The organism is Acinetobacter sp. V89_4, assembly GCF_029967875.1.
Taxonomy (GTDB): Bacteria; Pseudomonadota; Gammaproteobacteria; order Pseudomonadales; family Moraxellaceae; genus Acinetobacter; species Acinetobacter oleivorans.
This window is the reverse complement of the sequence record NZ_JASCAI010000030.1, coordinates 21,785-47,370: the sequence shown is the minus strand read 5'-3', so window position 1 is coordinate 47,370 and position 25,586 is coordinate 21,785. Positions and strand designations below refer to the sequence as shown.

At 41.1% G+C, this 25,586-nt stretch carries 20 protein-coding genes; 9 read left to right on the top strand and 11 right to left on the bottom strand.

Translation table 11 applies throughout. The annotated features are described in order from the left end of the window. Positions 1-24: 24 nt before the first annotated feature. The 6 genes from QLG01_RS17640 to QLG01_RS17615 all read right to left on the bottom strand — a co-directional run bounded on the left by QLG01_RS17640 (position 25) and on the right by QLG01_RS17615 (position 6,598). Positions 25-1,197 (bottom strand): MFS transporter, encoded by a 1,173-nt coding sequence (locus QLG01_RS17640; RefSeq protein ID WP_282497179.1) that lies wholly within the window; start codon positions 1,195-1,197, stop codon positions 25-27. 64 nt (positions 1,198-1,261) lie between these two features. Continuing rightward, the gene (locus QLG01_RS17635; protein ID WP_005304170.1) at positions 1,262-2,104 is read right to left on the bottom strand and encodes an IclR family transcriptional regulator; all 843 of its coding nucleotides are present in this window, start codon (positions 2,102-2,104) and stop codon (positions 1,262-1,264) included. Between the two features lie 109 nt (positions 2,105-2,213). Further along, entirely contained in the window at positions 2,214-3,419 is a 1,206-nt protein-coding gene (locus tag QLG01_RS17630; RefSeq protein WP_282497051.1) for a 3-oxoadipyl-CoA thiolase, read from the bottom strand. Between the two features lie 14 nt (positions 3,420-3,433). Next, on the bottom strand, positions 3,434-4,957 hold the full coding sequence (locus QLG01_RS17625; protein WP_282497050.1) for a 3-hydroxyacyl-CoA dehydrogenase: 1,524 nt from the start codon (positions 4,955-4,957) through the stop codon (positions 3,434-3,436). A gap of 61 nt (positions 4,958-5,018) precedes the next feature. Further along, positions 5,019-5,780, bottom strand: a complete 762-nt coding sequence (locus QLG01_RS17620) for an SDR family oxidoreductase (RefSeq protein WP_282497049.1) — start codon at positions 5,778-5,780, stop codon at positions 5,019-5,021. A gap of 29 nt (positions 5,781-5,809) precedes the next feature. Next, positions 5,810-6,598, bottom strand: a complete 789-nt coding sequence (locus QLG01_RS17615) for an enoyl-CoA hydratase (RefSeq protein ID WP_282497048.1) — start codon at positions 6,596-6,598, stop codon at positions 5,810-5,812. A gap of 311 nt (positions 6,599-6,909) precedes the next feature. Between QLG01_RS17615 and QLG01_RS17610 the strand changes: the two genes are divergently transcribed. Genes QLG01_RS17610 through QLG01_RS17585 form a run of 6 tightly spaced genes read left to right on the top strand, consistent with a single transcriptional unit; the run spans position 6,910 to position 13,366 of the window. Next, positions 6,910-8,064 carry an acyl-CoA dehydrogenase family protein gene (locus QLG01_RS17610; protein WP_267530167.1) on the top strand — a complete coding sequence of 385 codons (1,155 nt, stop codon included), beginning with the start codon at positions 6,910-6,912 and terminating at the stop codon, positions 8,062-8,064. Positions 8,065-8,122: 58 nt separating this feature from the next. Next, entirely contained in the window at positions 8,123-9,406 is a 1,284-nt protein-coding gene (locus tag QLG01_RS17605; RefSeq protein ID WP_013198238.1) for an MFS transporter, read from the top strand. Between the two features lie 47 nt (positions 9,407-9,453). After that, a complete protein-coding gene (locus QLG01_RS17600; protein ID WP_000608703.1) occupies positions 9,454-10,122 on the top strand; it encodes a 3-oxoacid CoA-transferase subunit A in 669 nt (222 codons plus the stop codon). Beyond that, positions 10,122-10,775, top strand: a complete 654-nt coding sequence (locus QLG01_RS17595) for a 3-oxoacid CoA-transferase subunit B (protein ID WP_282497047.1) — start codon at positions 10,122-10,124, stop codon at positions 10,773-10,775. The genes QLG01_RS17600 and QLG01_RS17595 overlap by 1 nt, the downstream gene beginning before the upstream one ends. A gap of 38 nt (positions 10,776-10,813) precedes the next feature. Further along, the gene (dcaP, locus tag QLG01_RS17590; RefSeq protein ID WP_271650026.1) at positions 10,814-12,130 is read left to right on the top strand and encodes an outer membrane trimeric porin-like protein DcaP; all 1,317 of its coding nucleotides are present in this window, start codon (positions 10,814-10,816) and stop codon (positions 12,128-12,130) included. 18 nt (positions 12,131-12,148) lie between these two features. Beyond that, positions 12,149-13,366 (top strand): MFS transporter, encoded by a 1,218-nt coding sequence (locus QLG01_RS17585; protein ID WP_282497046.1) that lies wholly within the window; start codon positions 12,149-12,151, stop codon positions 13,364-13,366. Positions 13,367-13,386: 20 nt separating this feature from the next. Here QLG01_RS17585 and QLG01_RS17580 read toward each other — a convergent pair whose 3' ends face one another. Next, a complete protein-coding gene (locus QLG01_RS17580) occupies positions 13,387-13,836 on the bottom strand; it encodes a PaaI family thioesterase (RefSeq protein ID WP_079284144.1) in 450 nt (149 codons plus the stop codon). 305 nt (positions 13,837-14,141) lie between these two features. Between QLG01_RS17580 and QLG01_RS17575 the strand changes: the two genes are divergently transcribed. Both QLG01_RS17575 and QLG01_RS17570 read left to right on the top strand, forming a co-directional pair. Further along, positions 14,142-15,944, top strand: coding sequence for an acyl-CoA dehydrogenase C-terminal domain-containing protein (locus QLG01_RS17575; RefSeq protein ID WP_282497045.1), 1,803 nt, complete (start codon positions 14,142-14,144; stop codon positions 15,942-15,944). A 196-nt stretch (positions 15,945-16,140) separates the two neighbouring features. Further along, complete coding sequence (locus tag QLG01_RS17570; protein ID WP_282497044.1) at positions 16,141-16,944, top strand: thioesterase family protein; 804 nt, start codon at positions 16,141-16,143, stop codon at positions 16,942-16,944. Positions 16,945-17,003: 59 nt separating this feature from the next. Here the strand turns inward: QLG01_RS17570 and QLG01_RS17565 are convergent, their stop codons facing one another. Next, the gene (locus tag QLG01_RS17565) at positions 17,004-20,486 is read right to left on the bottom strand and encodes an indolepyruvate ferredoxin oxidoreductase family protein (RefSeq protein WP_282497043.1); all 3,483 of its coding nucleotides are present in this window, start codon (positions 20,484-20,486) and stop codon (positions 17,004-17,006) included. 204 nt (positions 20,487-20,690) lie between these two features. Here QLG01_RS17565 and QLG01_RS17560 point away from each other — a divergent pair, with 204 nt between their 5' ends. Beyond that, positions 20,691-21,632 (top strand): LysR family transcriptional regulator, encoded by a 942-nt coding sequence (locus QLG01_RS17560; RefSeq protein WP_002114430.1) that lies wholly within the window; start codon positions 20,691-20,693, stop codon positions 21,630-21,632. A 239-nt stretch (positions 21,633-21,871) separates the two neighbouring features. On the opposite strand, the gene QLG01_RS17555 is transcribed toward QLG01_RS17560, so the two are convergent. Genes QLG01_RS17555 through QLG01_RS17545 form a run of 3 tightly spaced genes read right to left on the bottom strand, consistent with a single transcriptional unit; the run spans position 21,872 to position 25,577 of the window. Then, positions 21,872-22,774 (bottom strand): hydroxymethylglutaryl-CoA lyase, encoded by a 903-nt coding sequence (locus QLG01_RS17555; RefSeq protein WP_282497042.1) that lies wholly within the window; start codon positions 22,772-22,774, stop codon positions 21,872-21,874. Then, positions 22,771-24,762: an acetyl/propionyl/methylcrotonyl-CoA carboxylase subunit alpha gene (locus QLG01_RS17550; RefSeq protein ID WP_282497041.1), complete on the bottom strand. Its 1,992-nt coding sequence runs from the start codon at positions 24,760-24,762 to the stop codon at positions 22,771-22,773. The genes QLG01_RS17555 and QLG01_RS17550 overlap by 4 nt, the downstream gene beginning before the upstream one ends. 11 nt (positions 24,763-24,773) lie before the next feature. Beyond that, positions 24,774-25,577 (bottom strand): enoyl-CoA hydratase/isomerase family protein, encoded by an 804-nt coding sequence (locus tag QLG01_RS17545; RefSeq protein ID WP_282497040.1) that lies wholly within the window; start codon positions 25,575-25,577, stop codon positions 24,774-24,776. Positions 25,578-25,586 lie beyond the last annotated feature (9 nt).

The window sequence follows — 25,586 nt, the reverse complement described above, 5'->3', positions numbered from 1 at the left end:
GTTCATATAAAATCAGCACAAGTTTTAACTGTGCTGATTTTTTGCATCCCTCACACAATAATAAAGACATAAAGCGGAAAAAATTAAGCCTAAAATGCAGACACCTGTCCATCCGAAGTGTTTCCAAGCGTAGCTTCCTGCCGTTGTGCCTAAAGCGCCGCCAGCAAAGTAACCTGTCATATAAATCGCATTAAACCGTGAGCGTAATTCTTGATTAAGTTTAAATACAATACTTTGGTTGGTGACATGTACCGCAGAAAGAGAAGCGTAGAGAATGAGTAAGGCAATAATGTAAAAAGTGAAATGGTAGGGTAAAAGTGAAAACAGAACCCAACTTAAAATAAGGCCAACGCCGCAATAAATTGAAATTTTATGAATATAGCCTTGGTCAATAAATTTGCCTGAAAAATTGGCAACGAAAGTTCCTAACACGCCAACAAAACCGAAAAGGCCAATGGTAAAGTCACTAAAAAAATAGGGTGCTGGAGCCAGAAGCAAAGACATGGTGGTAAAGGTTAAACTTACACAAGCAAATGTAAAACCACCAATATAAGTTCTGGTTCTTAACCGTCGATTTTGAATAAAAATCTGTGGAAGAGAGCGAATAGTTTTTGCATAGTTTTCAGATTTAGTCGGTGGAAATAACCCAATATTACGATGCAAAATAAAGGCAATAACAAGTAATAGAAAACCACTGACCAGATAAATAATATTCCAAGCGAAAAGCGTAGACATCAGCCCTGAAAGGGACCGGGCGAGTAAAACCCCCATCATCAGTCCGCTCAGTAAAAAGCCGACCACACGGCCGCTTTGTTGAATCGGAACCAGACTTGCAGCAAGCGGTAATAACAGTTGGGCTGAACTAGAAAATAGACCAGTAATGACGGTGCCAAGCAGTAAAAGATAAATATTGTGCGAAAACCCGCTAATAATTAATCCACTTGAAGCCAATAACATAAAGATAAATAGTAGCTTGCGCTTTTCTATTATGTCTCCCAACGGCATTAAAAAGAGTAAACCACATGCGTAGGTGATTTGGGCTAGAGTCGGCACCCACGCTGTAGTTGTTTCAGTTAAATTTAGGCTTACACTAATTGAATGAATGAGTGGCTGACTAAAATAATTTCCGCCTGTACAAATGCCTGCTGCAATTGCCATTAAAATAATGGTTGGGGTATAGAGTGCGTTTTTCATTATGCCTATAGTCACAATGAAAGTGGAACTTTAATCAGCACAACCATGACTCTTTTAAGTATGGTTATTAGTGCGTTTCATTCAAGGCATCTTGAATATTGTGCACCATGTGGATTAAACGTGGTCCAATTTCACCTTCAAGTTTTTCTGGATTTAAATGAAAACTTGGCGCGCCACAGTTAAAAACATAAAGACCATGTTTGGAGCTGACCAAAGGTACAGCCACCGAGTTCACTTCTTTATGCCATTCGCCTAAAGACAAACAATATCCATAATCTTGGTAATCACGGAAAGCTCGTTCTAAAGAGCGTTTTATGGCTGGCCAGTTTTCGGGGTTCTTTTGTTTCAGTGCATCGAGTAGAAAGTTGCGCTCACGTTCAGGAGTTGCAGCCAAACAAGCTCGTCCCATTGAACTACTATGAAGTGGTAAGGTTGAGCCAATTGGACGGCGCATATTTAATGCAGTTTCAATTTGCACAACATCGATATACACCATATTTAATCGGTCACGTGTTGCCATCGCTACAGGAGCTTGGACGTACTGACTCAATTCATCCATATATTGATGAGCAATATTACGAATCGAGATGTTAGATAGTGCTGCGTATCCTAAAGATAAGACACCAATATCTAGTGTGTATTTGGTCGAGTTAGGCAATTGTTTTAAATAACCTAATGACACAAGGGTATTGGTAATACGTGCAATGGTCGGTTTAGGTAAACCTGTCATTTTTGCTAATTCTTGGTTACCAAGCACCTGATTATTTGCAGAAAAGCATCTTAATAGTTCTAAACCGCGCGCTAAAGAAGCAATAAATTGCGGGTTATTTTCCCGATGTATATGCGAAATAGGATCTAAACGTATCTCATCAAAATTTATTGGTTTTTCAGTTTCCGTGTTTTGAGACATTCGATCCTCAAATATAATTAAAGCAATAGTTTTGCCATTATATTTCGCTCTGCAAAATAAATCCATTCATCACTGCGCTGTTGTGATGAATGGATATCTAGTTCAATGGTTATGAAAGGTTTTCAATCACCATCGCAAGACCTTGACCTACACCAATACATAGGCTCACCACGGCATATTTCTTTTTACGGCGAATTAACTCACGAGCTACTGTTAAGCTAAGACGAGCGCCAGAGGCACCAAGTGGATGACCAACGGCAATTGCACCACCGTTCGGGTTCACACGTGGGTCATTAAAATCAACATTTAAGCCTTTTAAACAAGATAAAACCTGTGAAGCAAAGGCTTCATTAATTTCGATAATATCCATGTCATCTAAAGTAAGCTCTGCACGCGCAACTGCTTTTTTAATGGCTTCAATCGGGCCTGCACCCATAATGCGTGGCTCAATACCGGCGGCGGCGGCTGACAAGATTTTTGCCATTGGTTTTAGGCCATATTTTTGACCTGCTGCTTCTGAACCAATCAATAGGGCTGCTGCACCATCATTAATACCTGAGGCATTACCAGCAGTGACCACGCCACCTTCAAAGAGGGGTTTTAACTTTGTGAGCGCTTCAACAGTTGAGCTTGGGCGAGGGTGTTCATCTTCGGAAACGAGTTTAGGTGGCAATTTTTTGCCTTGAAAAACCTCAATTGGGGTAATTTCATCGGCAAAGAAACCTTCTTCTTTAGCTTTTTGATATTTGGCTTGTGATTGGGCTGCAAATAAGTCTGCTTGCTCACGACTAATACCAAAATCGGCTGCAACGTTATCGCCTGTTTCAGGCATTGAATGACCGCCGTACTGCGCAATAATTTTTTTATTTGGAAAACGAGAGCCAATGGTGGTGTCATAAATTTTTGCATCACGGCTATAGGCACTTTCCGCTTTACCCATTACAAAGGGTGCGCGTGACATACTTTCTACACCACCTGCGATATAGAGGTCGCCTTCACCACAAGTAATAGCACGTGCTGAGTCAATGACAGCACCTAGACCACTAGCACATAGGCGGTTTACTGTTTGGCCCGGTACAGTGACTGGTAAACCCGCAAGTAATAGTGCATTTCGTGCCACATTACGGCTATCTTCACCCGCTTGGTTGGTGTCGCCTAAAATCACATCTTCAATATCAGCACCTGGAACACCAGTTTTTTCTAATAGTTTTTGAATGACCGTTGCTGCTAAATCATCAGGGCGAATTGAGGCAAGTTCACCTGCATGGCGGCCAAATGGGCTACGCAAACCATCATAGATATATGCATTTAACATTGAGAAATTCCTTTTCAAGACTCGTGAGTAAAAGTAAGAGGTAAATGAAGTGCGACACGACGCTGTAACCACGGGCTAGGGCGGTAACGCGGGTCATGCGTAAGTGCTGTTATACGGTTCAGAATGAGTAAGATTTTTTCACTGCCGACTTGATCGCCCCATTCAATTGGACCCAATGGATAGCCTAAGCCAAGACGTACCGCGGCATTAATATCATCTACAGTGGCAACATTTTGCTGGGCAATATCACAGCCCAAATTAATGACCATTGCTAAAACGCGCTGCGCAACAAAGCCAATACTTTCATTAATCATACTGACCAGATTTCCATCTAGATTAAAAATAGAGTGAGCGGCTTGTCGGTATTCAGACTTGGTAATGAGTGAAGGCATTAAGGTTCGATGCTTTGCAATGCCATAAAGCATGTCTATAGCAACAGCTTGTTCTGGATTAACTCCAAGGCGAGTAGCCGCTTGAGTAGTATCTTCACCATAACAAGCGAGTAAACATAAGCTATCTGTTTGTGGTTCAAGATGAGTGTCTAAGGCAATATTTTGCTCAGTTAAATAATCTTCAAGCATTTTTTTATCATCTAAGAAATCGGCCGCAATCCAAACTTTTGGATATTGCGCTAAACGCTCTACAAACTGAGCAGGTTGTTCACCTGTTTTTGAGCCAGTTTCATAATTATAAAAACCTTGATTAACCTTACGTCCAAGTTGCTTGGCATCTAGCATCTGTTTGGTCAGCGGGTTCGGTTTGTAGCGGGCTTCTTCATAGTATTGGTGATAAATCGACTCCATAACTGGATGAGAAACATCAAGGCCAGTTAAATCGAGTAATTCAAAAGGACCCATTCTAAAACCAACGCCGTCACGTAAAATTCGGTCAATTTCACTAATGTCACAAACGTTTTCATTTAAAATTTTGAGCGCTTCGGTTCCATAAGCTCGGCCCGCGTGATTAATAATAAATCCAGGGGTGTCCTTTGCTACAACAGGACGATGACCAAATGCACGAGACAGATCATTTAAAGCATCAATAATAAGTGGATCAGTTTTTAAACCACGAATCACCTCGACCACTTTCATGAGTGGAACGGGATTAAAGAAGTGATAGCCTACAACACGTTCAGGTTTTTTGCAGTTTGCAGCAATCGCTGTAATAGAAAGAGAAGAGGTGTTTGAGGCTAAAATGGCATTTTCTGAAACAACGTCTTCAAGCTGCTGCATCAAGCTTTGTTTAATATCGAGGCGTTCAACAATTGCTTCTACAATGAGGTCGCAATTTTTTAAATCTTCAATTTGATGAGCAACAATTAAATGGCTATTTGCCAGAGCTGCTTGCTCAGACGTAATCTTATTTTTGTCGACTAACTTTTGAAATGTGGCAGCCAGTTTTTCTTTGGCCTGTTCTGCTGCACCTGCTTTGGCATCATATAAATAAGTGGTATGACCTGACTGTGCAGCAATTTGAGCAATGCCGCTGCCCATAATACCGACACCAATCACAGCCATGCTTTTAATATCATAAGTCATGTCGATCATCCTGATGATTAATCTATATTTGAAATTAAACGGAAAAATTGGGTTGGGTGATTTAGCTTAAGCATTGTTTATCACCATCAATCGGTAAGATTTGACCTGAAATAGAGCGACCACTATCTGACGCTAAAAATAGGCACAAATCTGCAATATGCTTTGGATTGACAAAATATTTGAGCGACTGATTTTTCAGTGCGTTTTGAGTCACTTCTTCAAGTGAGGTATGGGCTACATCGGCACGGGCCTGTAATACGCGTTGAACTCGATCACCATCTACCGCTCCAGGAAGAATAGCGTTAACCCGAATGTTATCTGCACCCAGTTCCATAGAGAGCGTTTTGGTAAAACCGATCATCCCCCATTTGGAAGTGGAATAGGCCAGTCGATATGGATAGCCTAAGCGGCCGGCAATAGATGACATATTAATGATCACGCCTGTTTCCGCTTGCTTTAAATAGGGAATTGCTAACTGGGTAATTAAAAAAGTGCTATTCAGGTTTAAATTAATAACTGTATTCCAGTCTTCAAAACTTAGCTCATCTGCGGCAATCGTTGGGCCTGAAATACCTGTGTTATTGACTAAAATATCAATACCGCTAAGTTTCGAAATTGCTTGGCTAAACATCAGTTTAATTTGTTCATGATCAGCTAAATCACAGGCATGTATATGTAGCTTTGGATAATCTTTCTGAAACTGTTCTAGGCTTTTAGCATTGATATCACAAACAAAAACTTCATCCTGATTGTTTAAAAATGCTTCGGCAATGCATCGTCCAATCCCTGAACCACCTGCACTAATCAATACTTTTCTGGCCATTTTCATTCCTTTGTTATTATCTTTTTAAATTATTTACCTTGATAAGATGGTTTACGCTTCTCGATAAAAGCTTGAACGCCTTCATTTTTATCTTCGGTCGAAAACAGTAACTGGAATGCTTTACGTTCTAGCGTTAAGCCTGCATTTAATGGAACGTCTTCGCTCATCAGCGCAACTTCTTTAATTTGTTGCAGGGCAATAGGAGGCATTTTTGCAAGGCTTTGCGCCATTTGGATGGCTGTTGGAATAGTTTGGTCATCTTCTGTGACTTGTGAAACAAGACCAATGATATAAGCTTCTTCGGCTTTCACCATGGCACCCGTCATAATCATGCGCATGGCATGAAATTTACCCACAGCGCGGAACAAACGTTGTGTACCACCAGCACCTGGCATTAAACCGACTTTAATTTCCGGTTGGCCAAAGGTTGCGCCTTTACCTGCAATAATAATGTCAGCGTGCATTGCAAGTTCGCAGCCACCACCCAATGCATAACCATTTACAGCAGCAATCACAGGTTTAGGGCACTGAGCAATCGCGTTCCAATAACGTTCGGTATGACGCAATAACATTTCAGTTGAAGTTGCGGTTGCCATTTCTTTTAGATCTGCACCTGCGGCAAAGACTTCTTCACCACCTGTGAGCACAACCGCATTGATCTCATCGTTAAAACTTAGTTCGGTAAAAGCTTGTGATAGTTGTTTGCGAACCTCTGTATTCAGTGCATTTTTTGCTTCAGGTCGGTTAATTTTAACAACCGCTATTTTTTGAATAGAAAAGTCGACTTCTACGAAATTATTCCCTATCGATACACTCATTTTTGAATTCCTTGTTTCGCACAACAAAACTATATTCCTTTTATGATGCTTATTTTGGAATTTATTTCAAGTCTTATTTAGGCCATTAGAGCAATTATGATTTATTAAATAAGCTAAGTGTTTGATATTACGTAATGGTGTATTTTTAAATTTCGTTTAACGAAATTAATTTTCAAAAAAGCTTGAAATTTGTATTTTCGTTCTCGTACTATGAAACACATCCGCAGTAAACAAGATTTAAAACATGGTATCCAGACAAGCTGGAGATGGCTGATGGGTGCGATGGAAATACATAAAAAGGGAGATCACAGATGATCCGTGATGAAGGGATGTTGGAGCAGTTACTTTCAACAATTCGAGATTTTGTAAAAAATGAATTGATCCCTCGTGAAAACGAAGTGGTAGAGAAAGACAAAATTCCAGATGACATTGTGCAGCAAATGCGTGAGCTTGGTTTGTTCGGCCTCACAATTCCCGAAGAGTATGGCGGCCTAGGCATCACCATGGAAGAAGAAGTCAGAGTTGCATTTGAACTTGGGCAAACTTCACCAGCTTTTCGCTCTCTCATTGGAACCAATAACGGTATTGGCTCAAGTGCAATTTTGATTGATGGCACAGAAGAGCAAAAGCAAAAATATTTACCGCGTTATGCAAGTGGCGAAATTATTGGTTCATTTTGTTTAACCGAGCCTGAATCTGGTTCTGATGCTGCCTCTTTAAAAACCAGTGCAGTAAAAGATGGTGATTTTTATGTGTTAAACGGTACCAAACGTTTTATTACCAATGCGCCCCATGCTGCAACTTTCACTGTAATGGCTCGAACCAATCCTGAAATTAAAGGGTCTGGTGGCATTTCAGCTTTTTTAGTTGAGGCCAATACACCGGGTATTACGTTAGGCAAAATTGACCAAAAAATGGGGCAAAAGGGCTCGCACACTTGTGATGTGATTTTTGAAAATTGCCGTGTGCCTGCTTCTGCACTCATCGGTGGGGTAGAAGGTGTCGGTTTTAAAACGGCCATGAAAGTACTGGATAAAGGACGCTTACACATTGGTGCATATAGTGTGGGTGTTTCTGAGCGTATGTTAAATGACGCATTGCAATATGCAATTGAGCGTAAACAGTTTGGTCAGCCTATTGCAAACTTCCAGTTGATTCAAGCGATGCTTGCTGACTCAAAGGCCGAGATTTATGCAGCTAAATGTATGGTCCTAGATGCAGCTCGCCGCCGTGATAATGGCGAAAACATTAGTACAGAAGCGTCTTGCGCAAAAATGTTTGCAACCGAAATGTGCGGACGCGTTGCTGACCGCTGTGTACAGATTCATGGTGGCGCAGGCTATATCAGTGAATATGCCATTGAGCGTTTTTATCGCGATGTGCGTTTGTTCCGTTTATATGAAGGAACTACGCAAGTTCAACAAATTATTATTGCTAAAAACATGATTAGGGAAGCTACAGCCTAATAAAAAATCAAATGCCATGAGGCATTGGATGCCTCATGTTCCTTCTGAGGATATGGACATGACAACAGAAACAGTTGCACAAAATACGGCTAGCAGTGAAGCTATCCAGACACCCAAAAAGATTTGGATTACCGCATTTATATTCGCTTTTTTAACATTGTTGTGTGATGGGGCAGACTTAGGTTTTTTGGCATTAAGCCTGACCAGTCTTAAAACAGAATTTCATTTAACGGGTGTACAAGCTGGAACATTAGGCAGTTTAACACTTTTAGGTTCAGCAATTGGTGGCCTGATTGGTGGTTGGGCTTGTGACCGTTTTGGGCGGGTCCGCATTATCGTGTTCTTTATTGCTTATTCTTCAGTTTTAACCAGCGCACTGGGTTTTACTGATTCTTATATGCAATTTGCAGTTTTAAGAACTTTTGGAGCGATGGGTTTAGGTGCGCTCTATATTGCTTGTAATATTTTAATGTCAGAAATGGTGCCAACAAAACATCGCTCGACTGTTTTGGCTACTCTCATGACGGGTTATACACTGGGTTCCTTGCTAGCGACCTTATTGGCCGGACATATTATTCCTGAACATGGCTGGCGTTTCCTATACTGGATTGCAATTACGCCTGTAGTGTTGTCAATTTTAATGCACTTTTGTGTACCTGAACCTGAGTCTTGGAAAAAAGCACGTCAATTAAAAGCGCTAGAGGTCGCTCAAAGTAACCAACCTAAAAAACGTCAAAACCCATATCTTGAAATTTTAAGAGATAAGAAACATGGCACCATGTTTGTTCTTTGGATTATTAGTACAGGTGCATTGCAGTTTGGTTATTACGGCGTAAGTAACTGGTTACCAGCTTATTTAGAGTCTGATCTTGGCATCAAATTTAAAGAAATGGCCATGTATATGGTCGGTACTTTCCTGATTATGATGTTTGCCAAAGTAATTGCAGGGATCGTTGCCGATAAATTAGGGCGCCGCGCTGTATTCGCTTTCGGAACCATTGGTACAGCTTTATTTATTCCGGTCATTGTCTATTTAAATACACCAACCAACATTTTATGGATGATGCTGTTCTTCGGTTTCCTTTACGGTATTCCATACGCAATTAATGCCACCTATATGACGGAAAGTTTCCCGACTTCAATTCGAGGTTCGGCAGTGGGTGGTGCGTATAACATTGGTAAAGTACTTTCTATTTTCTCTCCATTAACAATTGGTTTTCTATCGCAAAACGGTTCTATTGGCTTAGGGCTTTTGGTGATGGCTGCGGCTTATTTTATCTGCGGGGTAATTCCATTGTTATTTATTAAAGACCGACTATTTAACCCGCAAAAGGCAGAGTGACAGATCAATCTGTCACCTTAAATTAAGGATGAAAAGGGACAAGTGAGATGATAAATAAAATCACCAGTGACATTGAACCGATTTTAAAAGCTATTCCTGATGGAGCAACCATCATGACAGGCGGGTTCGGTGTGACGGGGCAACCTGCTGAATTAATTGAAGCCTTAATCGATTTAGGGAAAAAAGAACTGACCATTGTAAATAACAATGCGGCTTCTGGTGATCGTGGTTTAACAAATCTGATTATTGCCGGTTGCGTTAAAAAAATGATTTGTTCATTTCCAAAATCTGCTGGATCAACCGTTTTTCAAGACTTATACCGCGCAGGAAAAATTGAGTTAGAACTGGTTCCGCAAGGTAATTTGGCTTGTCGTATTCAGGCAGCAGGTGCGGGTCTAGGTGCTATTTTTACTCCGACTGGTTATGGCACCAAAGTTGCCGAGGGCAAAGAAACTCGTACCATTAACGGTAAAAACTATGTACTTGAATATCCACTCGAAGCTGATTTTGCACTGATTTATGCCGATAAAGCTGACCGCTGGGGTAATTTAACTTACCGCAAAGCAGCCCGCAATTTTGGGCCGATCATGGCAAAAGCTGCCAAGACCACCATTGTTCAAGTGAATGATACCGTAGAGCTAGGAACGCTTGACCCAGAGTGCATTATTACACCGGGAATTTTTGTTCAGCACGTTGTAAAAGTAGGAGATATCTAATGTCAGTTCAAAAGCGTTCTCGTGAAGATATTGCCAAACTCATCGCCAATGACATTCCAGAAGGTTCTTATGTCAATTTAGGGATTGGCTTGCCGACCAACGTTGCTAAATTTTTGCCAAAAGACAAAGAAATCTTTTTACATTCGGAAAATGGTGTCTTGGCTTTTGGTCCACCACCACAACCTGGTGAGGAAGATGAAGACTTAGTAAATGCCGGAAAAGAACTTGTCACTTTATTAGATGGTGGATGTTTTATGCATCATGGTGACTCATTTGACATTATGCGTGGCGGCCATCTGGACATTTGCGTAATTGGGGCATTCCAAGTTGCGGTAAATGGAGATTTAGCAAACTGGCATACTGGTAAAGCAGATGATGTACCCGCAGTTGGCGGTGCTATGGATTTGGCAGTCGGCGCAAAAACGATTTATGTCTATATGGAGCATGTCACCAAAAAAGGTGAGCCCAAAATTGTAAAGGAAATTACATATCCAATGACGGGTGAGCAGTGTGTTAATCGTATTTATACAGATTTATGCATTATTGAACTCAAAGACCAAAAAGCTTACGTCACGGAAATAGTCGAAGGCTTAAGTTTCGAAGAATTACAGGCAGTTACAGACTGTGAATTGATAGATGCACGTGTAGCCTAAATTACACACGGAAAAAACGCTTCTTTAAGGATTAAAAGATGAAAAAATTAATTTTAGCTGCAGCTTGCGCTGCGGCTTCAGGGACTATTTTTGCAAATTCTTCAGATACCACAGAACAAAGAATCAATTTGCTAGAAACCGAGCTGCAAAAATTAAAAGCAGAACTTGCTGCTCAGAAACAAACTCAAAATAATTTACAGGTCAAACAGGTAAAGATCGAAGAGAACATTGAAAAAACTAAAGCGACTGTAACAGAGAAGCCTGTTGCTCCTTCGTGGGTCACTTGGACGGATAACGTGAAGGTTTACGGTATTGCCCGTATTGATGCAGCGGTCGATTTTAAATCATCACCAGACTCGGGCGGTAGAACGACCAGCAGCCTGTATCGAACCCCTTTTGAAAGTGAAAAACGTTCAAACCATGCACGTTCCGATGCCATGATTAATGCAAGCCGATTAGGTGTTTATTTTAATAGCCCTAATAAAGCTGTGACTGGAAATATTGAAGCCGATTTCTTTGATAGCTCTAACATGGGAACGGGCGATGGTAAATTCCGTATTCGCCATGCATTTTTTACCTATAAAGACTGGACCTTTGGTCAAACATGGTCACTCATGTCTAACATGGAAACGCGTACCGAAGCTGTCGATTACACGCAATTTGTGGGAACCTCGTATACGCGTACTCCTCAAATTCGCTATGACTGGAAAATTGATGCCAATAATGATTTAAAAGTAGCCTTGGAATATACAGGTTCGAGAGTCTCGGCATTTCCAACTTTAACGGGACGCTATAGCTTTAAACAAGGGCCTTTAACGGCACTTGCTCAAGGCTTTATTAATGAAAAATCTACTGATGTCGCAACTGCCACGGTGAAAAAAGTAAGCTGGGGCGCTGGAGGCGGCTTAAAATATCAACTCACCCCTCAGCAGTCGGTACAAGCAAATTATCAATATATTGTTGGTGATCAAAAATTTATGCCGTACACCACCCAAAGTGGATTGGCAAATTCAGCAACTTTAAATGCCGCGGGTGATTTCTCTTTAAACGAAGACAAAACAGATTTGGTTATGAATAAGTTGAATAGCATCAATATCGGTTATTCATATAAATTCAATGAGCAATGGCGTGCAAACTTATCGGCTTCAATGTTTGATTATGATGACGACACGGCTTATGCCAAACTCAACCCAGATGCCAACAAACGCTTAACGGACTACGCAGCTAACGTTTTCTATTCACCGATTGAGCAAATGGATATTGGTATGGAATATCATCAAGGCAAACGAGAAGTATTTGATGGCAGAACCGCTGATGTATCACGCGTAAACTTTGTATCGATGTATAAATTCTAAAATGGGACGTAATTAAAAATGGAAAAAATAGTTGAGCCCAATGCAGAAAATATACTGTCAAAAAGCTTTATTTTTATCATGGCAATGACATGTGGAATTTGTGCGGGTTCAAACTATTATAACCAGCCCTTAATTTACTCCATTGCTGAAGCATTAAAAGTTAATGCTGATCAAGTTGCTTTAACTATTGTTATTAGCCAACTGTCATATGCAGTTGGCCTTTTTATATTAGTTCCTTTAGGCGACTTCTTTGAAAAGCGAAGTTATATTTGCTTGCTCATGTGTTGTACAGGCCTTGCCCAAGTAGGACTATCCTTAAGTCAAACCTTGCCAGCTTTATATGGCTTTACCTTTTTAGCCACATTCTTTTCGATTGCGACTCAAGTTTTAGTTCCTTTCGCCGCAGGTTTAGCTAGTCCTAAAAAAAGCCCTCAAGTTGTAGGCACTCTCATGAGTGGTTTGTTTTTGGGAATATTGTTGGCGCGTTCTATTGCAGGCTTACTTTCTACAGTTTGGTCTTGGCATGCGGTTTATTTAATTAGCGGAATTGTCATTTTGGTGTTTGCTTGGGTAATGTGGGTGAAGTTGCCAGTTGCGCGTAAGTCTCACCAACTCAATATTCTACAAATCTATGGTTCATTATTTTCATTAGCAGCTCACCAGCCTCATTTACTGCGCCGTGGTTTGGCAGGGGGAATTGGCTTTGGTATTTTGGCTCTGATTTTTACTACCATGACTTTTATTTTGGCGAATGAGCCTTATAACTTTAACGATTTCCAGATTGGTTTATTTGGGATTGTTGGACTGGCAGGTGTGTTTGCGACCCCTTGGGCAGGTAAGAAAATTGCGGCAGGGCTTGAGAATAAAATTGCAGTGATTTGTATGGGCTTATTAATCAGTGCATGGATACCGCTATTTTTTGCACAGCAGTCTCTGGTGGCCTACGCTGTAGGGGTTGTTATGGCATACTTTGGTTTATCGGCATTTCATGTACTTAACCAAAATCTGGTCTATCGAATTTCGGCCGAGGCGCGGTCTCGTATTAATTCAATTTATATGACCTTATATTTTGGTGGAGCCGCCTTGGGTTCTTTTATTGCGGTGTATGCATGGAAACACTGGGGGTGGGAAGCGTGTGCCGCTTTAGGTTTAGTGATGGCATTGGTGAGTTTTACGATTGATCGTTTAGATTTTTATGAAATGAATAAGATTGCAAAGCAAGAAAAAGCTCCATAAACAGGAGCTTTAAAATTTTATTATTTGCGAATAATCATTAAGGTTGCCGAAGCAAAAGCATACACTTTGCCGTTCTCATCCACGATTTTTCCTTCGGTACTAATTATATTACGGCCCGCATTAATCAACTCGGCTGTCGCATAGTAAGACGTATCAACCTGCATGGGGCGGATCATTTTTACATTTAAATCAATGGTTCCATAGCCAACGCCATGTTCAAGTAATGTATGAGCTGCGCTGCCAGTTGCCGTATCTAAAGCTGTGGCGCAAAAGCCACCGTGTACACCGCCTTGTATATTTCTATGTTCTTTGCGAGGGGTAACTTTATAAGTTGCTTTACCTTCGGAAACTTCAACGAGTTCCATTGGTATGGTGTGAGCCATAGGTGATGGAGAAACTTCACCATTTTTTAAAGCGGTTAAAAACTCAAGACCTGTGTATTTCGGGCTTTCCATAAATCGTCCTTGCATGATTAAGCAGTCTTAATCACGATACTATAAATTAAATTTTTACGGAATAAAATTTTGCAATACAAAATATAAATTTATTCTGATTAAGCAGTGCTAATTACTTTTTATTCTATATTTATATTTAAAACATGCATTTATGTTTTATCTCCACTCATGAGTTACGATAATTTTATTAAATTAGTGAAAATATATTTTGCTATAAGAAATTTTTTGATATTTTGGTGAGATTGAAACAATAAAAGTCCATTTCAAGGAAAAACGATATCTGCCCATGACACAGGCAGAGAGGTTAAAGGAAAAAAACTATGCCTTTATACAAAGCTCCATTACGCGATATGCAATTTGTACTGCATGAAATGCTTCAAACAGAACAGAACTATCAAGGTTTAAGCAAATATCAGGAAAGCGTAAATCGAGAATTAATTGATCAATACTTAGAGGCAGCAGCAGATTTTTGTGAAAATGAGTTGGCACCGATTAACCAAAATGGTGATCAGGAAGGCTGTCATTTAAATCAAGGCGTAGTCACAACCCCGAAAGGTTTTAAAGAAGCCTACCAAAAATATGCTGAGCTTGGATTTACATCTTTAACGGCCGATCCGGAATATGGTGGGCAAGACTTACCGACATTGTTGCGGATTGCCATTTCTGAAATGTTATGTGGTTCTAATTGGGCGTGGGCAATGTATCCGGGTTTGTCTCATGGGGCGATGAGAACCATTGAGCACCATGGTACTGAGCAACAAAAACAAAAGTTTTTGACTAAACTCATTAGTGGTGTTTGGACCGGAACGATGTGTTTAACCGAATCTCATGCGGGTTCAGACCTTGGGTTAATTAGAACTAAAGCAGAACCAAATCCAGACGGTAGTTACTCAATTACGGGTGAAAAAATTTTTATCTCGGCAGGTGAGCATGATCTTTCTGAAAATATTATTCATATTGTTTTAGCCCGTTTGCCTCAGGCACCAGCAGGGACTAAAGGTATTTCTTTATTTATTGTACCTAAATTTAATGTGAGTGACGACGGTCAGATGCTGGACCGTAATAAAGTCGTTTGTAGTGCGATTGAACATAAAATGGGGATTCATGGCAATGCCACTTGTGTACTTAATTTTGATGGTGCTCAAGGCTATTTGATTGGACCGGAAAATCGCGGGCTCAATTGTATGTTTACCTTCATGAATACCGCACGTATTGGAACGGCAGTACAAGGGCTCGCTGCTTCTGAGAGTTCATTTCAAGGCGCATTAAGTTATGCCAAAGAGCGACTCGCCATGCGATCGTTATCAGGTCCTCAATATCCTGAGAAAAATGCCGATCCAATTATTGTGCATCCCGCTGTGCGCTCGATGTTAATGACACAAAAAGCTTTTTCTGAAGGTGGCCGTGCATTGGCTTACTTTTTAGCTCAACATGTCGATATTGTGGAAAGTTCAAACGATCAAGAACATCAAAAAAACTCTGATGAATTACTGGCTTTTTTAACGCCAATTGCTAAAGCTTTTTTAACAGAATCAGGCAATGAATCTGCAAAGCATGGCATTCAAGTATTTGGTGGGCATGGCTTCATTGTTGAGCATGGTATGGAGCAAATTGTACGTGATGCGCGTATCTCAACATTGTATGAGGGAACGACAGAAATCCAGTCTTTAGATCTACTTGCACGTAAAGTCCTCAAGTCGGAAGGTAAACTTCTAAAAAATATGACCGATCTAATTGATCAATTTATTAATCAACAGCAATCAAATGAAGTCTTAAAACCTTATTTAGAAAAATTAGCTGAGCTTAAGCAACAATGGTTGTCACTGACCAAAACGATTGCAGAGAAAGCCAAGCACAACCCAGAGGAAATAGGGGTCGCTTCGGTGGATTATCTTTATTTTTCTAGTTATGTTGTGTTCGCTTATTTGTGGGCTCGAATGGCACAAGTTGCCCATGAAAAATTAGAACCGGGTACACAAGAAGAAGCTTTTTATAAAGCGAAGTTAACGACAGCTAAGTTTTTCTATCAAAAGCTTTTACATCGTACACAGAGCCACGCTGCTTCTATTGAGTCTGGAGCTGAATCTGTGATGGAGCTCGATCAAGATGCTTTTGCATTTTAATGAATCGTAATATCTAGAATCACTGGGTGAAATTGATATGCGGAATTTTACCTAGTGATTAAATTTGTAATTTTAGACTCATGAGTTTTTGGTAGGAAAAACCAGTTGAGCCAAAGAAATAGAGGGTTAACATAAGCATTAAAACGTGAATTTTCATCAAATATTGATGTTGGATAAGGACTACGGAAAGAAAATCATGAATGCTTATTATCAATTACTGAATAGAACAATTGGTCCTCAAGGTGAAGTCATTGCTCATTATTGCTCAACTGTTCATGCGCAAGGTGCTTGGAATCCTCATGAACAACACATGGCGCCTGCAAGTGGTGTCATCGCAGCAGAGTTAGAGCAATTTTCACCACGACAAGATATGCGAATTGGTCGAATTAGTTTTGATATTTTTGGATTGATTGCATTTGGTGAATTTACGATTAAGACACATGTGATTCGTGCCGGTAAAACCATTGAATTGATTGAAGCCGAAATGCAAGCACAAGGTAAAACCTGTATTGTGGCTAGAGCATGGCGCATGTGTACTCAAGACAGTTCCGAGATTGCGGGGCTTGAAGATCAGCCAGTTCATCATCCAGATACCTTTACAGAATGGACAGGTATGAAAAGATGGCCGGGTGGTTTTATCCAGACACTCGTCACTAAAACTGATGATCAGCATCGCGCAGGCAAAGGCATTGTTTGGCTCAATAATGATAACGAAATGGTTGAAGGGCAGTCGACGACAGATTTTGCCCATTTGATTGGCATGATAGATACCGCAAATGGAATTGTGCCTAGACAAGAAGGCGAATTTACTTGGGGTTTTCCAAATCTTGATTTACAGATTCACATGCACCGTTATCCGAAAGGTAAATGGTTGGGGCTGGAAACCGTTCAGCAATATGGTTCGGATGGTATTGGTTTAACCAGTGCGGTTTTACATGACGTGTATGGTCCATTTGGACGCAGTGAGCAGATTTTGACTTTACGTAAAATGGCTAAATAAATATTTGAGCTAAAAAAAGTCATCCCTAAGGATGACTTTTTTATTTTGAGATTTAATTTTTAGTTACGGACTTTGAGCAGTGTTGGGGTAAGTTCATCCCAACGTTGTTTTGCAGCGTCCATTGCTTTCATTTTGATGTGACCATAACCACGAACTTCTGCTGGTAATTTTGCAATTTGCTCAGCAACTGCCAAGTTATGATTGTCTGGTGCTTCAACAAGTGCTTCAACAAATGTGATGTAACGGTCACGCCATGCTTGTTCGTGTTGACGTTCTTCTTGACGTGCAAATGGGTCAAGGAAAGTTTCACGAAGCCATTGTAAGCGAGCAAGCATCATCATTGGGAAGCGCATCCAGTAACCAAACGCACGTTTACGAACATTTTTCAGGCCACCAAGTAACGCTGGAGGAGCAAGGTGATACGTTAAACGTAAGCCTTTACCGAACTGGGTTTCAATCGATTCTTTGAAGCTCTTACCTGTTAAAAGACGTGCAACTTCATATTCATCTTTATACGCCATGACTCTGTATAGCTGAGTTGCAATCGTACCTGTTAACTCTTCAGGTAATTTTTTAGCTGCCAGTTCTACAAGTGTGCGGTATTTAGCTGCATACGCTTCATTCCAGTAGTCTGTTAAACGAGCAGAACGGTCTTCAACAAGTTCAGCCAAAGTTTGCGGAGTTTTGGTTTTTGGCATTGCTGCAAGTAAACGAGCAGCTAAAGTTGGGTCACTTGCAAGATGACAACCCACGCGGAAAGCTTCGATATTCTTTTCAACAGCAGTACCATTTAAGTGAATTGCTTTTTCAATACTTTCACGTAATAGCGGAATGCGACCAGACTGCCATGCCATACCGAGTAATAACTGGTTGGTATAAATTGAATCACCTAACAGTTGTGTTGCAATACGAGCTGCTGGCAAAGAAACCAGTTGACCTTGACGAACACGACCACGAAGACGATCAATTAAATCGCTAATAGGCGCATACCAATCACGAGATTTAATAAATTCAGAAGTAGGGGTGCTGTCTTCATTCACAATAACTAAAGCATCATCTTTTAAGCGAGATAGAGCAGCGCTACCACCAGCGACTACCGCATCGGCACCAATCAGTAATTCACATTGGCCCGCTGGAATTTTGGTAGAAGAAATCTGTTCATCACTTGCTGCAAGTTGTACATATGAATAAACCGTACCACCTTTTTGGGCAAGTCCAGCCATGTCCATAACACGAGTTGCCTTACCTTCTAGGTGAGCTGCCATACCAAGAAGTGCACCAATAGTCACAACACCTGTACCGCCAATACCACCAACCATGATACGACTTGGAACATCATATAACTGAGGAATAATTGGTGATGTTGGCCAGCCTGCACCAATTCCTTCAAATTTAGCTGGACGTTTCATATCACGTGTATGAACAGTCACAAAACTAGGGCAGAACCCTTCGGCACAAGTGAAGTCTTTATTGCAGCTACTTTGGTTAATTTGACGTTTAGTACCTAAAGCTGTCTCTACTGGCTCAATAGATAAGCAGTTTGATTTTTTCGAGCAGTCGCCACAGCCTTCACAGATATCACTATTAATGTATAAACGCTCAGCTGGATCAGGGTAGGCATCACGTTTACGGCGACGGCGTTTTTCACTGGCACAGGTTTGTACATAAATTAAAGCGGTTACGCCAGAAACCTCGCGAAGCTCGCGTTGAACTGCGTCGAGCTCATTACGGTGGCGAATTTCTACACCTGGTGCAATGGCGTCTTCTTCATTTAATAATTTAACTTCATCAGTCACGATGACTTGTTTTTTAATACCTTCAGCAGCGAGCTGACGAGTTAACTGTGCAACGCTCAAATGACCATCTACATGCTGACCGCCTGTCATAGCGACGGCATCGTTGTAGAGGATTTTATAGGTAATATTAGTTTTTGCAGCGATGGACTGACGGATTGCTAAGTAACCAGAGTGGAAGTAAGTTCCGTCACCAAGGTTCGCAAAAATATGTTTTTCATTGGTAAATGGTGATGCACCCACCCAACTTACACCTTCACCGCCCATTTGCGAGAATGTTTCGGTACCACGGTCAAGTGAAACTGCAATATAGTGACAACCGATACCGCCTAATGCACGGCTACCTTCAGGAACGACTGTTGAAGAGTTATGTGGGCAACCACTACAGAAATACGGTTTACGTTCAGCAAGATCAATAACACGTTTTGATTCTTGCTCTGCTTTTAGCAGTAAGTCGATTCTGCTTTGGATTTGTGTTTTTAAGCTTTCTGGAATATCGAGTTTTAAGAAGCGAGCAGCCAGCATTTTTGCAATAGGTTCAGGCTGGTACTCATAGTGACCGATGAGCGGTGCTTCTTCAATAGAGGTACTCCATTCACCTTTGCCATCAGTTGCTTTACCAATCACATGTGGGCGTTTGCCATCAGGCAGTGAGTACAGCTCATCTTTAATTTGTGTTTCAATAATTGGACGTTTTTCTTCAATAACGATCAGTTCTTGTAAACCTTCGGCAAACTCACGAACACCTTGTGGTTCTAAAGGCCAAATCAGACCAACTTGATAAACACGTAGCCCAAGTTGTTGGGCAGTTTCATCTTCAATACCTAAAATGCGTAAGGCTTCAATCGTATCTAAATAACCTTTACCACTTGCGGCAATACCAATACGGGCATTTTCACAAGGCCATGTAACGGTGTTGATTTTATTCGCGCGGGCATAAGCCAAAACAGCAGGTAAGCGATATTTATAAAGGCGTTCTTCTTGCTGAATGCCATGATCTGGCCAACGAATATTGACGCCACCCTCTGGGAAATTGACATCTTCTGGTATAACCGGAGTAACACGGTCTAGGTCAACATGTACAGAAGCAGAAGTTTCTACAATTTCACTAACCAGCTTCATTGAAGACCAAAGGCCAGAAAAACGTGAAACTGCAATGGCGTGAACACCAAAGTCTAAAATTTGTTGAACGGATGTTGGGTAGAAAATTGGAATACCGCAACCAATCATGACATGTTCAGACTGGTGAGGGATTGTAGAAGATTTACATGAGTGGTCATCACCAAATAAAGCAACGACACCACCACGTTCAGAGGTACCAGCTAAGTTAGCATGGCGGAGTACATCGCCTGAACGGTCAACACCCGGGCCTTTACCATACCACCATGAAGACACTCCATCATATTTGCCTTGGCCTGAAAGGTTAACTTGTTGCGTACCCCAAATTGCGGTAGCAGCTAAGTCTTCGTTTACACCAGGTTGAAATACAACATTATGGGATTTAAGTAATCCTTGAACTTGCCAAAGGAAACTATCATAGTTACCAACAGGAGAACCGCGATAACCAGAAATAAAACCAGCAGTATGATAACCATTGATCGCGTCACGGCGAGTTTGGGCAAGAGGCAACCGAACAAGTGCCTGAATGCCAGTCATATATGCTGTACCGTTATCACTTACATATTTATCTTCAAGTGACACATCCTTTGTTGCAATAATATTTGGAGTGACTTTTGTAGCTATATTCATTTATATCTCCTTAGAATTTTTAGTAGCTCGGACTACTTTCTTTTTTCAACATCCAGTTGAATATTTGGAGCAAGTGACATACGAAATAAAAAAAGATCGGTTCCTCTTCTTAAAAAGAATTAGTGCCAATGTATGTACATTTAGTCATTGTGGTTGAACTAAACTGGTGCAACAATCCGTAATTTAGGAAAACATATTTACGTTATGCGCAAAAATCTCGATGGTGGACTATTGCATGCAATGCATGCATTCCTGAAAGTGATTGATAGCGGGAGTTTCACAGCAGCAGCTGAGCAGATGGATCTGACCACAGCACAGGTTTCACGTCTTATCAGCGAGCTAGAAACACGCTTAGGTACAAAATTAATACAACGCTCAACGCGCCAGCAGGCACTGACCGATATTGGTGCGACTTATGCAGAGCGCTGTCGCCAAGTCATTTCAATGGTGGATGAAGCAGAATCAGAAGTCACAGGAACGGCATCTAAACCCAAAGGGCGTTTACGCGTATTAAGCATGGGAAGCTTTGGGCATCATTATGTTTTTCCAGTGATGGCCGAGTTTTGTAAGCATTATCCCGAATTAACAGTGGAATATACGACTTCACAGTACGTTCCAGATCTATTGGCAAAAGGGGTCGATGTCAGTCTTTATCTCACTGAATCATTAACAGATTCTCGTTTTGTCGCACGCAGAATTGGCACTATCTTTTCTGTTTTATGTGCTTCACCTGCTTATTTAGAAAAGCATGGTATGCCGAAGTCTCCAGAAGACTTAAAAGATCATGCCTGTTTACGCTTGGTAAACCCGTCTATTACACCAGATTGGCACTTATTAAATACAAGTGGTGAGTCTTACCAAATCGACATTGGCGGACAACTCATTGCAGATAATCCTGAGTTATTATTAGATGTGGTGCAACAGGATATGGGCATCGCATTATTGCCGATGTTTTCAGCTTTAGATGCGGTTCAAAATGGAAGATTATGTCATATCTTGCCTGAGTGGCGTTCACCCGACATCGGAGTTTATACCTTGTTGCCTTCACGCCATTTTATCGATGCCAAAACACGTGCATGGTTAGATTGGGTGGAAGAATATATTTCCCCAAGAATTGAAATGGATGCATCTTATTTTTATAAATAATGAGATAAATTTTTTAAGGACTAAGATAGAAAAGGATGAAGAATAATACGGATTTAGAACAAAAATAGGGTAGAGAATGCTTCTTTTAAAAGAGGCATTTAATACAGAGATAAATAATAGATTTTAAAAAAATTGCATGAGGGATTTAGTCCCAATTCCTGAATGAAATGAGATAAAGATGAGATAGGATGATCTGGTATTAAGCCTTATACCAGATGCTGACCTATTTTAATTTATGACTAGGCACACTTGGTTTGCCAATAAGCATTTGCATAATTCGACAAGCTTTTTCGGTTTAATACATTGCTAATATTTTGGCTGGCTTGCATCAGTTTCTCTAAGTCAATGCCAGTTTCAAAGCCCATGTGTGACAGCAAATAAAACAAATCTTCAGTCGATACATTACCTGAGGCACCTTTGGCATAAGGGCAACCACCAAGTCCTGCAAGGGACGAGTCAAAAACACGAATACCTTGCTGTAAAGACTGATAAATATTGGCAATTGCCATGCCGTAAGTATTGTGGAAATGCCCAGCTAAAACCTTGCTATCGAGTTCAGCAAGGCATGCTTGCCAAACCTTTTGAACGCGATCAGGCGTTGCGGTACCAATAGTTTCACCTAAAGATACTTCATAGCAGCCCATGTCATAGAGTCGTTTAACCACTTTTACGACTTGTTCAGGGGCAATTGCGCCTTCATAAGGACAGTCGACAATACAAGAGACATAACCGCGTACACGGATGTTATGTGTTTTTGCAGCAGTCATGACATCGCTAAATTTTTCAAAGCTTTCATCAATTGAGCAGTTAATATTTTTACGTGTAAAGCTTTCAGAAGCTGCGGTAAATACCGCAACTTCTTTGCATCCTACCGCTTGAGCAGTTTCAAAACCTTTGATATTGGGGGTAAGCAAGCTAAATTGCACATCGCTTGTTTGGGGTAATAACTTAAATAGCTCGTCACTTTGAGCCATTTGCGGCACCCATTTTGCCGAAACGCATGAACCCACTTCAATTGATTTTAGGCCTGCATTAATTAGGTCATTAATAAAGTTTAAGCGTTGTTCGACAGTCAAAGCCTGCTTTTCATTTTGCAGGCCATCTCTGGGACCGACCTCCACGATTTTGACAAACTCACTCATGCAACTTCCTCCTGTGCAGGCTGAAATTCCACAAGCTCATCGCCAGCTTTGACCTGATCACCGACTTGGAAATAGGAGTCTACAATCACGCCGTCTTTAGGGGCGCGGATGGTATATTCCATTTTCATTGCTTCAAGCGTCATTAAAATATCGTCTTTCTTCACGCTATGATTTGCACTCACCAGTACTTGCGTGACCACACCCGGCATTGGTGCTTTTAGGTGGCCTTCATCGGCTTGGCTATCTGCTTGATTAAAGTCTTGGCGAATATAAGCAAACTTATAGCTCTGTCCATTTTGGAATAAGGTAATGCCTTGCTGACTTTGGTTAAAAGACAGCTTTTGCTTAGACCCACCAATTTGAACAGACGCCGTATGCGCATCAATCAATTGACCTGAAATCGGGTAGCTTTGACCGTTATATTCTGCGGTGAAGCCATCTTCATTTGAGGCAAATTTGATTTGGATATTCTGATTTAAATAATTCAGTTTAATACTGTGCTGATAAGCAATATTTAAACGCCAAAGTGGTTGAGCCTGCCAAAGCTGTTTTTGACTTGAGCTGTTGTTATTAAGTTTACTTAGAAACTCAATAAATGCCGCTGCTACTATTAGTTCAGGTTTGATCTCTTCAGGACTAAACAAGAAGTTTTGTTCACGTTGAATCAGGTTGGTATCAAGCTTGGCTTGTTTAAAAGACTCACTGCGTACAATTTTTTCAAGAAAAGCAATGTTGTTGCCTAAGCCATCCACATGGAATTGGCTTAAAGCATTTCGCATTTGAATGAGCGCAGCTTCACGGTTTTTACCCCATACAATGAGTTTGGCAATCATTGGGTCGTAATAGGTCGTGATTTCATCGCCTTCAATAATACCGCTGTCTACACGCACATATTGGTTTTGAGTTGGGTAACGCAAATAGTCAATTTTACCAATGGCAGGTAAAAAGCCTTTTTCTGGTTCTTCGGCGTAAATACGTGCTTCGAGCGCATGTCCGTTAATTTGGAGTTGGTTTTGTAATTTAGGTAAAGGTTCACCATACGCCACACGAAGTTGCCACTCGACCAAGTCTTCACCTGTAATCATTTCAGTCACTGGGTGCTCGACTTGTAGACGGGTATTCATTTCCATGAAATACGCCGTACCGTCTTGTTCCACAATAAACTCAACCGTACCTGCACCAACATAATTTACCGCTCGTGCAGCATCAATTGCAGCTTGGCGCATTGCATCTAACTTTTCGCTTGGCATTTGTGGAGCAGGGGCTTCTTCTAACACTTTTTGGTGTCGGCGTTGTACAGAACAGTCGCGTTCAAACAAATGTACATAGTTGCCATGTGTATCGCCAAACACTTGAACTTCAATATGGCGAGGTTGAATCACATAACGCTCAATCAAGACATCATCATTACCAAAGCTCGATTTGGCTTCACGTTTACAAGAGGCTAAGGCATGCAGAAAATCTTCACTGCGTTCCACCAGACTCATGCCTTTACCACCACCGCCAGCACTGGCTTTAATTAAAACAGGATAGCCAATTCGGTCTGCCTGTTGTTTTAAAAAGTCGGCATCTTGGTTGGTTCCGTGATAACCCGGTGTTAAAGGAACGCCTGCTTTTTCCATTAAAGCTTTAGAGGTTGCTTTTAAGCCCATCGCTAAAATGGCATCCACTGGCGGGCCAATAAAGCAAATGTTGTGTTGTTGGCAAGCGAGTGCAAACTGGTCATTTTCAGAAAGGAAGCCGTAGCCTGGGTGAACCGCTTGGCTACCTGTATCAATCGCTGCTTGAATAATGCGGTCGGCTTGCAAATAACTTTGAGTTGCAGGGGACTGACCAATATAAACCGCTTCATCTGCAAGTTTGACATGTTGTGCATTTGCGTCTGCATCTGAGTAAACGGCAACCGTTGCAATACCTAATTTTTTAGCTGTACGAATTACACGGCAGGCAATTTCGCCACGGTTCGCAATTAAAATCTTTTCAAACATGATGATCGTCCTTAATTGTTGTTATTCGAGTTAGAAACCCAAGCAGGCTGCTGTTTATTTAAAAAGGCACTCAGACCTTCTTTTGCCTCGCTGCCTTGACGAACTTGAGCAATATGATGTGCTGTCTGTTGCAGCAAATCATTGCTCATGGTCTGGTTGCTCACCATTTGAATGAGTTGTTTTGATGCCGCTTGAGCGTGCGGGCCACCGAGTAATAGCGCATCAATCATTTCTTGAACTTTTCTGTCTAAGTCTTCAGCGTCTGCCACTTCGTGGGCTAAGCCAATCTGTTTGGCTTCACGTGCTGAAATCCGCTCGGCAGTTAAGAAGTAACGAGAAGCTTGTCTTGCACCAATCGCACGAATTACATAAGGACTAATGGTAGATGGAGCAAGCCCTAAACGAACCTCAGAAGTTGCAAACTTGGCGTCGGTGCTGGCAATACAAATATCACATGCCGATGCCAAACCCATGCCACCACCAAAAGCAATGCCATGCACACGAGCAATAGTCGGTTGTTTAAGCGTTGCAAGTGCATCTAACATTTGTGCAAGTTTTAATGCATCTGCTTCATTTTCAGCTGAAGATGCCTGACCTGCCTGTTTCATCCAGTTGAGGTCGGCACCTGCCGAAAAGCTTTTACCGCGACCAGCTAAAACCACAACACGAATGTCATCACGGGTATTAATTTGCTTAAAGCAGGCATGTAGTTCTTCAATGACGATTGTATTAAAAGCATTGTGCAATTCAGGGCGGTTCAGCCAAACGTAGGCAACCTGACCTTGTTGTTCGAGTTGTAAAAATTGATAGCTCATATACACCTC

What these genes read in the sequence shown, in the direction of transcription:
- QLG01_RS17610 (WP_267530167.1), top strand. Translation starts at nt 6,910, where the DNA reads ATGATCCGTGATGAAGGGATGTTGGAGCAGTTACTTTCAACAATTCGA.
- QLG01_RS17605 (WP_013198238.1), top strand. Translation starts at nt 8,123, where the DNA reads ATGACAACAGAAACAGTTGCACAAAATACGGCTAGCAGTGAAGCTATC.
- QLG01_RS17565 (WP_282497043.1), bottom strand. Translation starts at nt 20,486, where the DNA reads ATGAATATAGCTACAAAAGTCACTCCAAATATTATTGCAACAAAGGAT.
- QLG01_RS17625 (WP_282497050.1), bottom strand. Translation starts at nt 4,957, where the DNA reads ATGACTTATGATATTAAAAGCATGGCTGTGATTGGTGTCGGTATTATG.
- QLG01_RS17595 (WP_282497047.1), top strand. Translation starts at nt 10,122, where the DNA reads ATGTCAGTTCAAAAGCGTTCTCGTGAAGATATTGCCAAACTCATCGCC.
- dcaP (WP_271650026.1), top strand. Translation starts at nt 10,814, where the DNA reads ATGAAAAAATTAATTTTAGCTGCAGCTTGCGCTGCGGCTTCAGGGACT.
- QLG01_RS17600 (WP_000608703.1), top strand. Translation starts at nt 9,454, where the DNA reads ATGATAAATAAAATCACCAGTGACATTGAACCGATTTTAAAAGCTATT.
- QLG01_RS17545 (WP_282497040.1), bottom strand. Translation starts at nt 25,577, where the DNA reads ATGAGCTATCAATTTTTACAACTCGAACAACAAGGTCAGGTTGCCTAC.
- QLG01_RS17550 (WP_282497041.1), bottom strand. Translation starts at nt 24,762, where the DNA reads ATGTTTGAAAAGATTTTAATTGCGAACCGTGGCGAAATTGCCTGCCGT.
- QLG01_RS17570 (WP_282497044.1), top strand. Translation starts at nt 16,141, where the DNA reads ATGAATGCTTATTATCAATTACTGAATAGAACAATTGGTCCTCAAGGT.
- QLG01_RS17620 (WP_282497049.1), bottom strand. Translation starts at nt 5,780, where the DNA reads ATGGCCAGAAAAGTATTGATTAGTGCAGGTGGTTCAGGGATTGGACGA.
- QLG01_RS17560 (WP_002114430.1), top strand. Translation starts at nt 20,691, where the DNA reads ATGCGCAAAAATCTCGATGGTGGACTATTGCATGCAATGCATGCATTC.
- QLG01_RS17575 (WP_282497045.1), top strand. Translation starts at nt 14,142, where the DNA reads ATGCCTTTATACAAAGCTCCATTACGCGATATGCAATTTGTACTGCAT.
- QLG01_RS17580 (WP_079284144.1), bottom strand. Translation starts at nt 13,836, where the DNA reads ATGCAAGGACGATTTATGGAAAGCCCGAAATACACAGGTCTTGAGTTT.
- QLG01_RS17555 (WP_282497042.1), bottom strand. Translation starts at nt 22,774, where the DNA reads ATGAGTGAGTTTGTCAAAATCGTGGAGGTCGGTCCCAGAGATGGCCTG.
- QLG01_RS17635 (WP_005304170.1), bottom strand. Translation starts at nt 2,104, where the DNA reads ATGTCTCAAAACACGGAAACTGAAAAACCAATAAATTTTGATGAGATA.
- QLG01_RS17630 (WP_282497051.1), bottom strand. Translation starts at nt 3,419, where the DNA reads ATGTTAAATGCATATATCTATGATGGTTTGCGTAGCCCATTTGGCCGC.
- QLG01_RS17615 (WP_282497048.1), bottom strand. Translation starts at nt 6,598, where the DNA reads ATGAGTGTATCGATAGGGAATAATTTCGTAGAAGTCGACTTTTCTATT.
- QLG01_RS17585 (WP_282497046.1), top strand. Translation starts at nt 12,149, where the DNA reads ATGGAAAAAATAGTTGAGCCCAATGCAGAAAATATACTGTCAAAAAGC.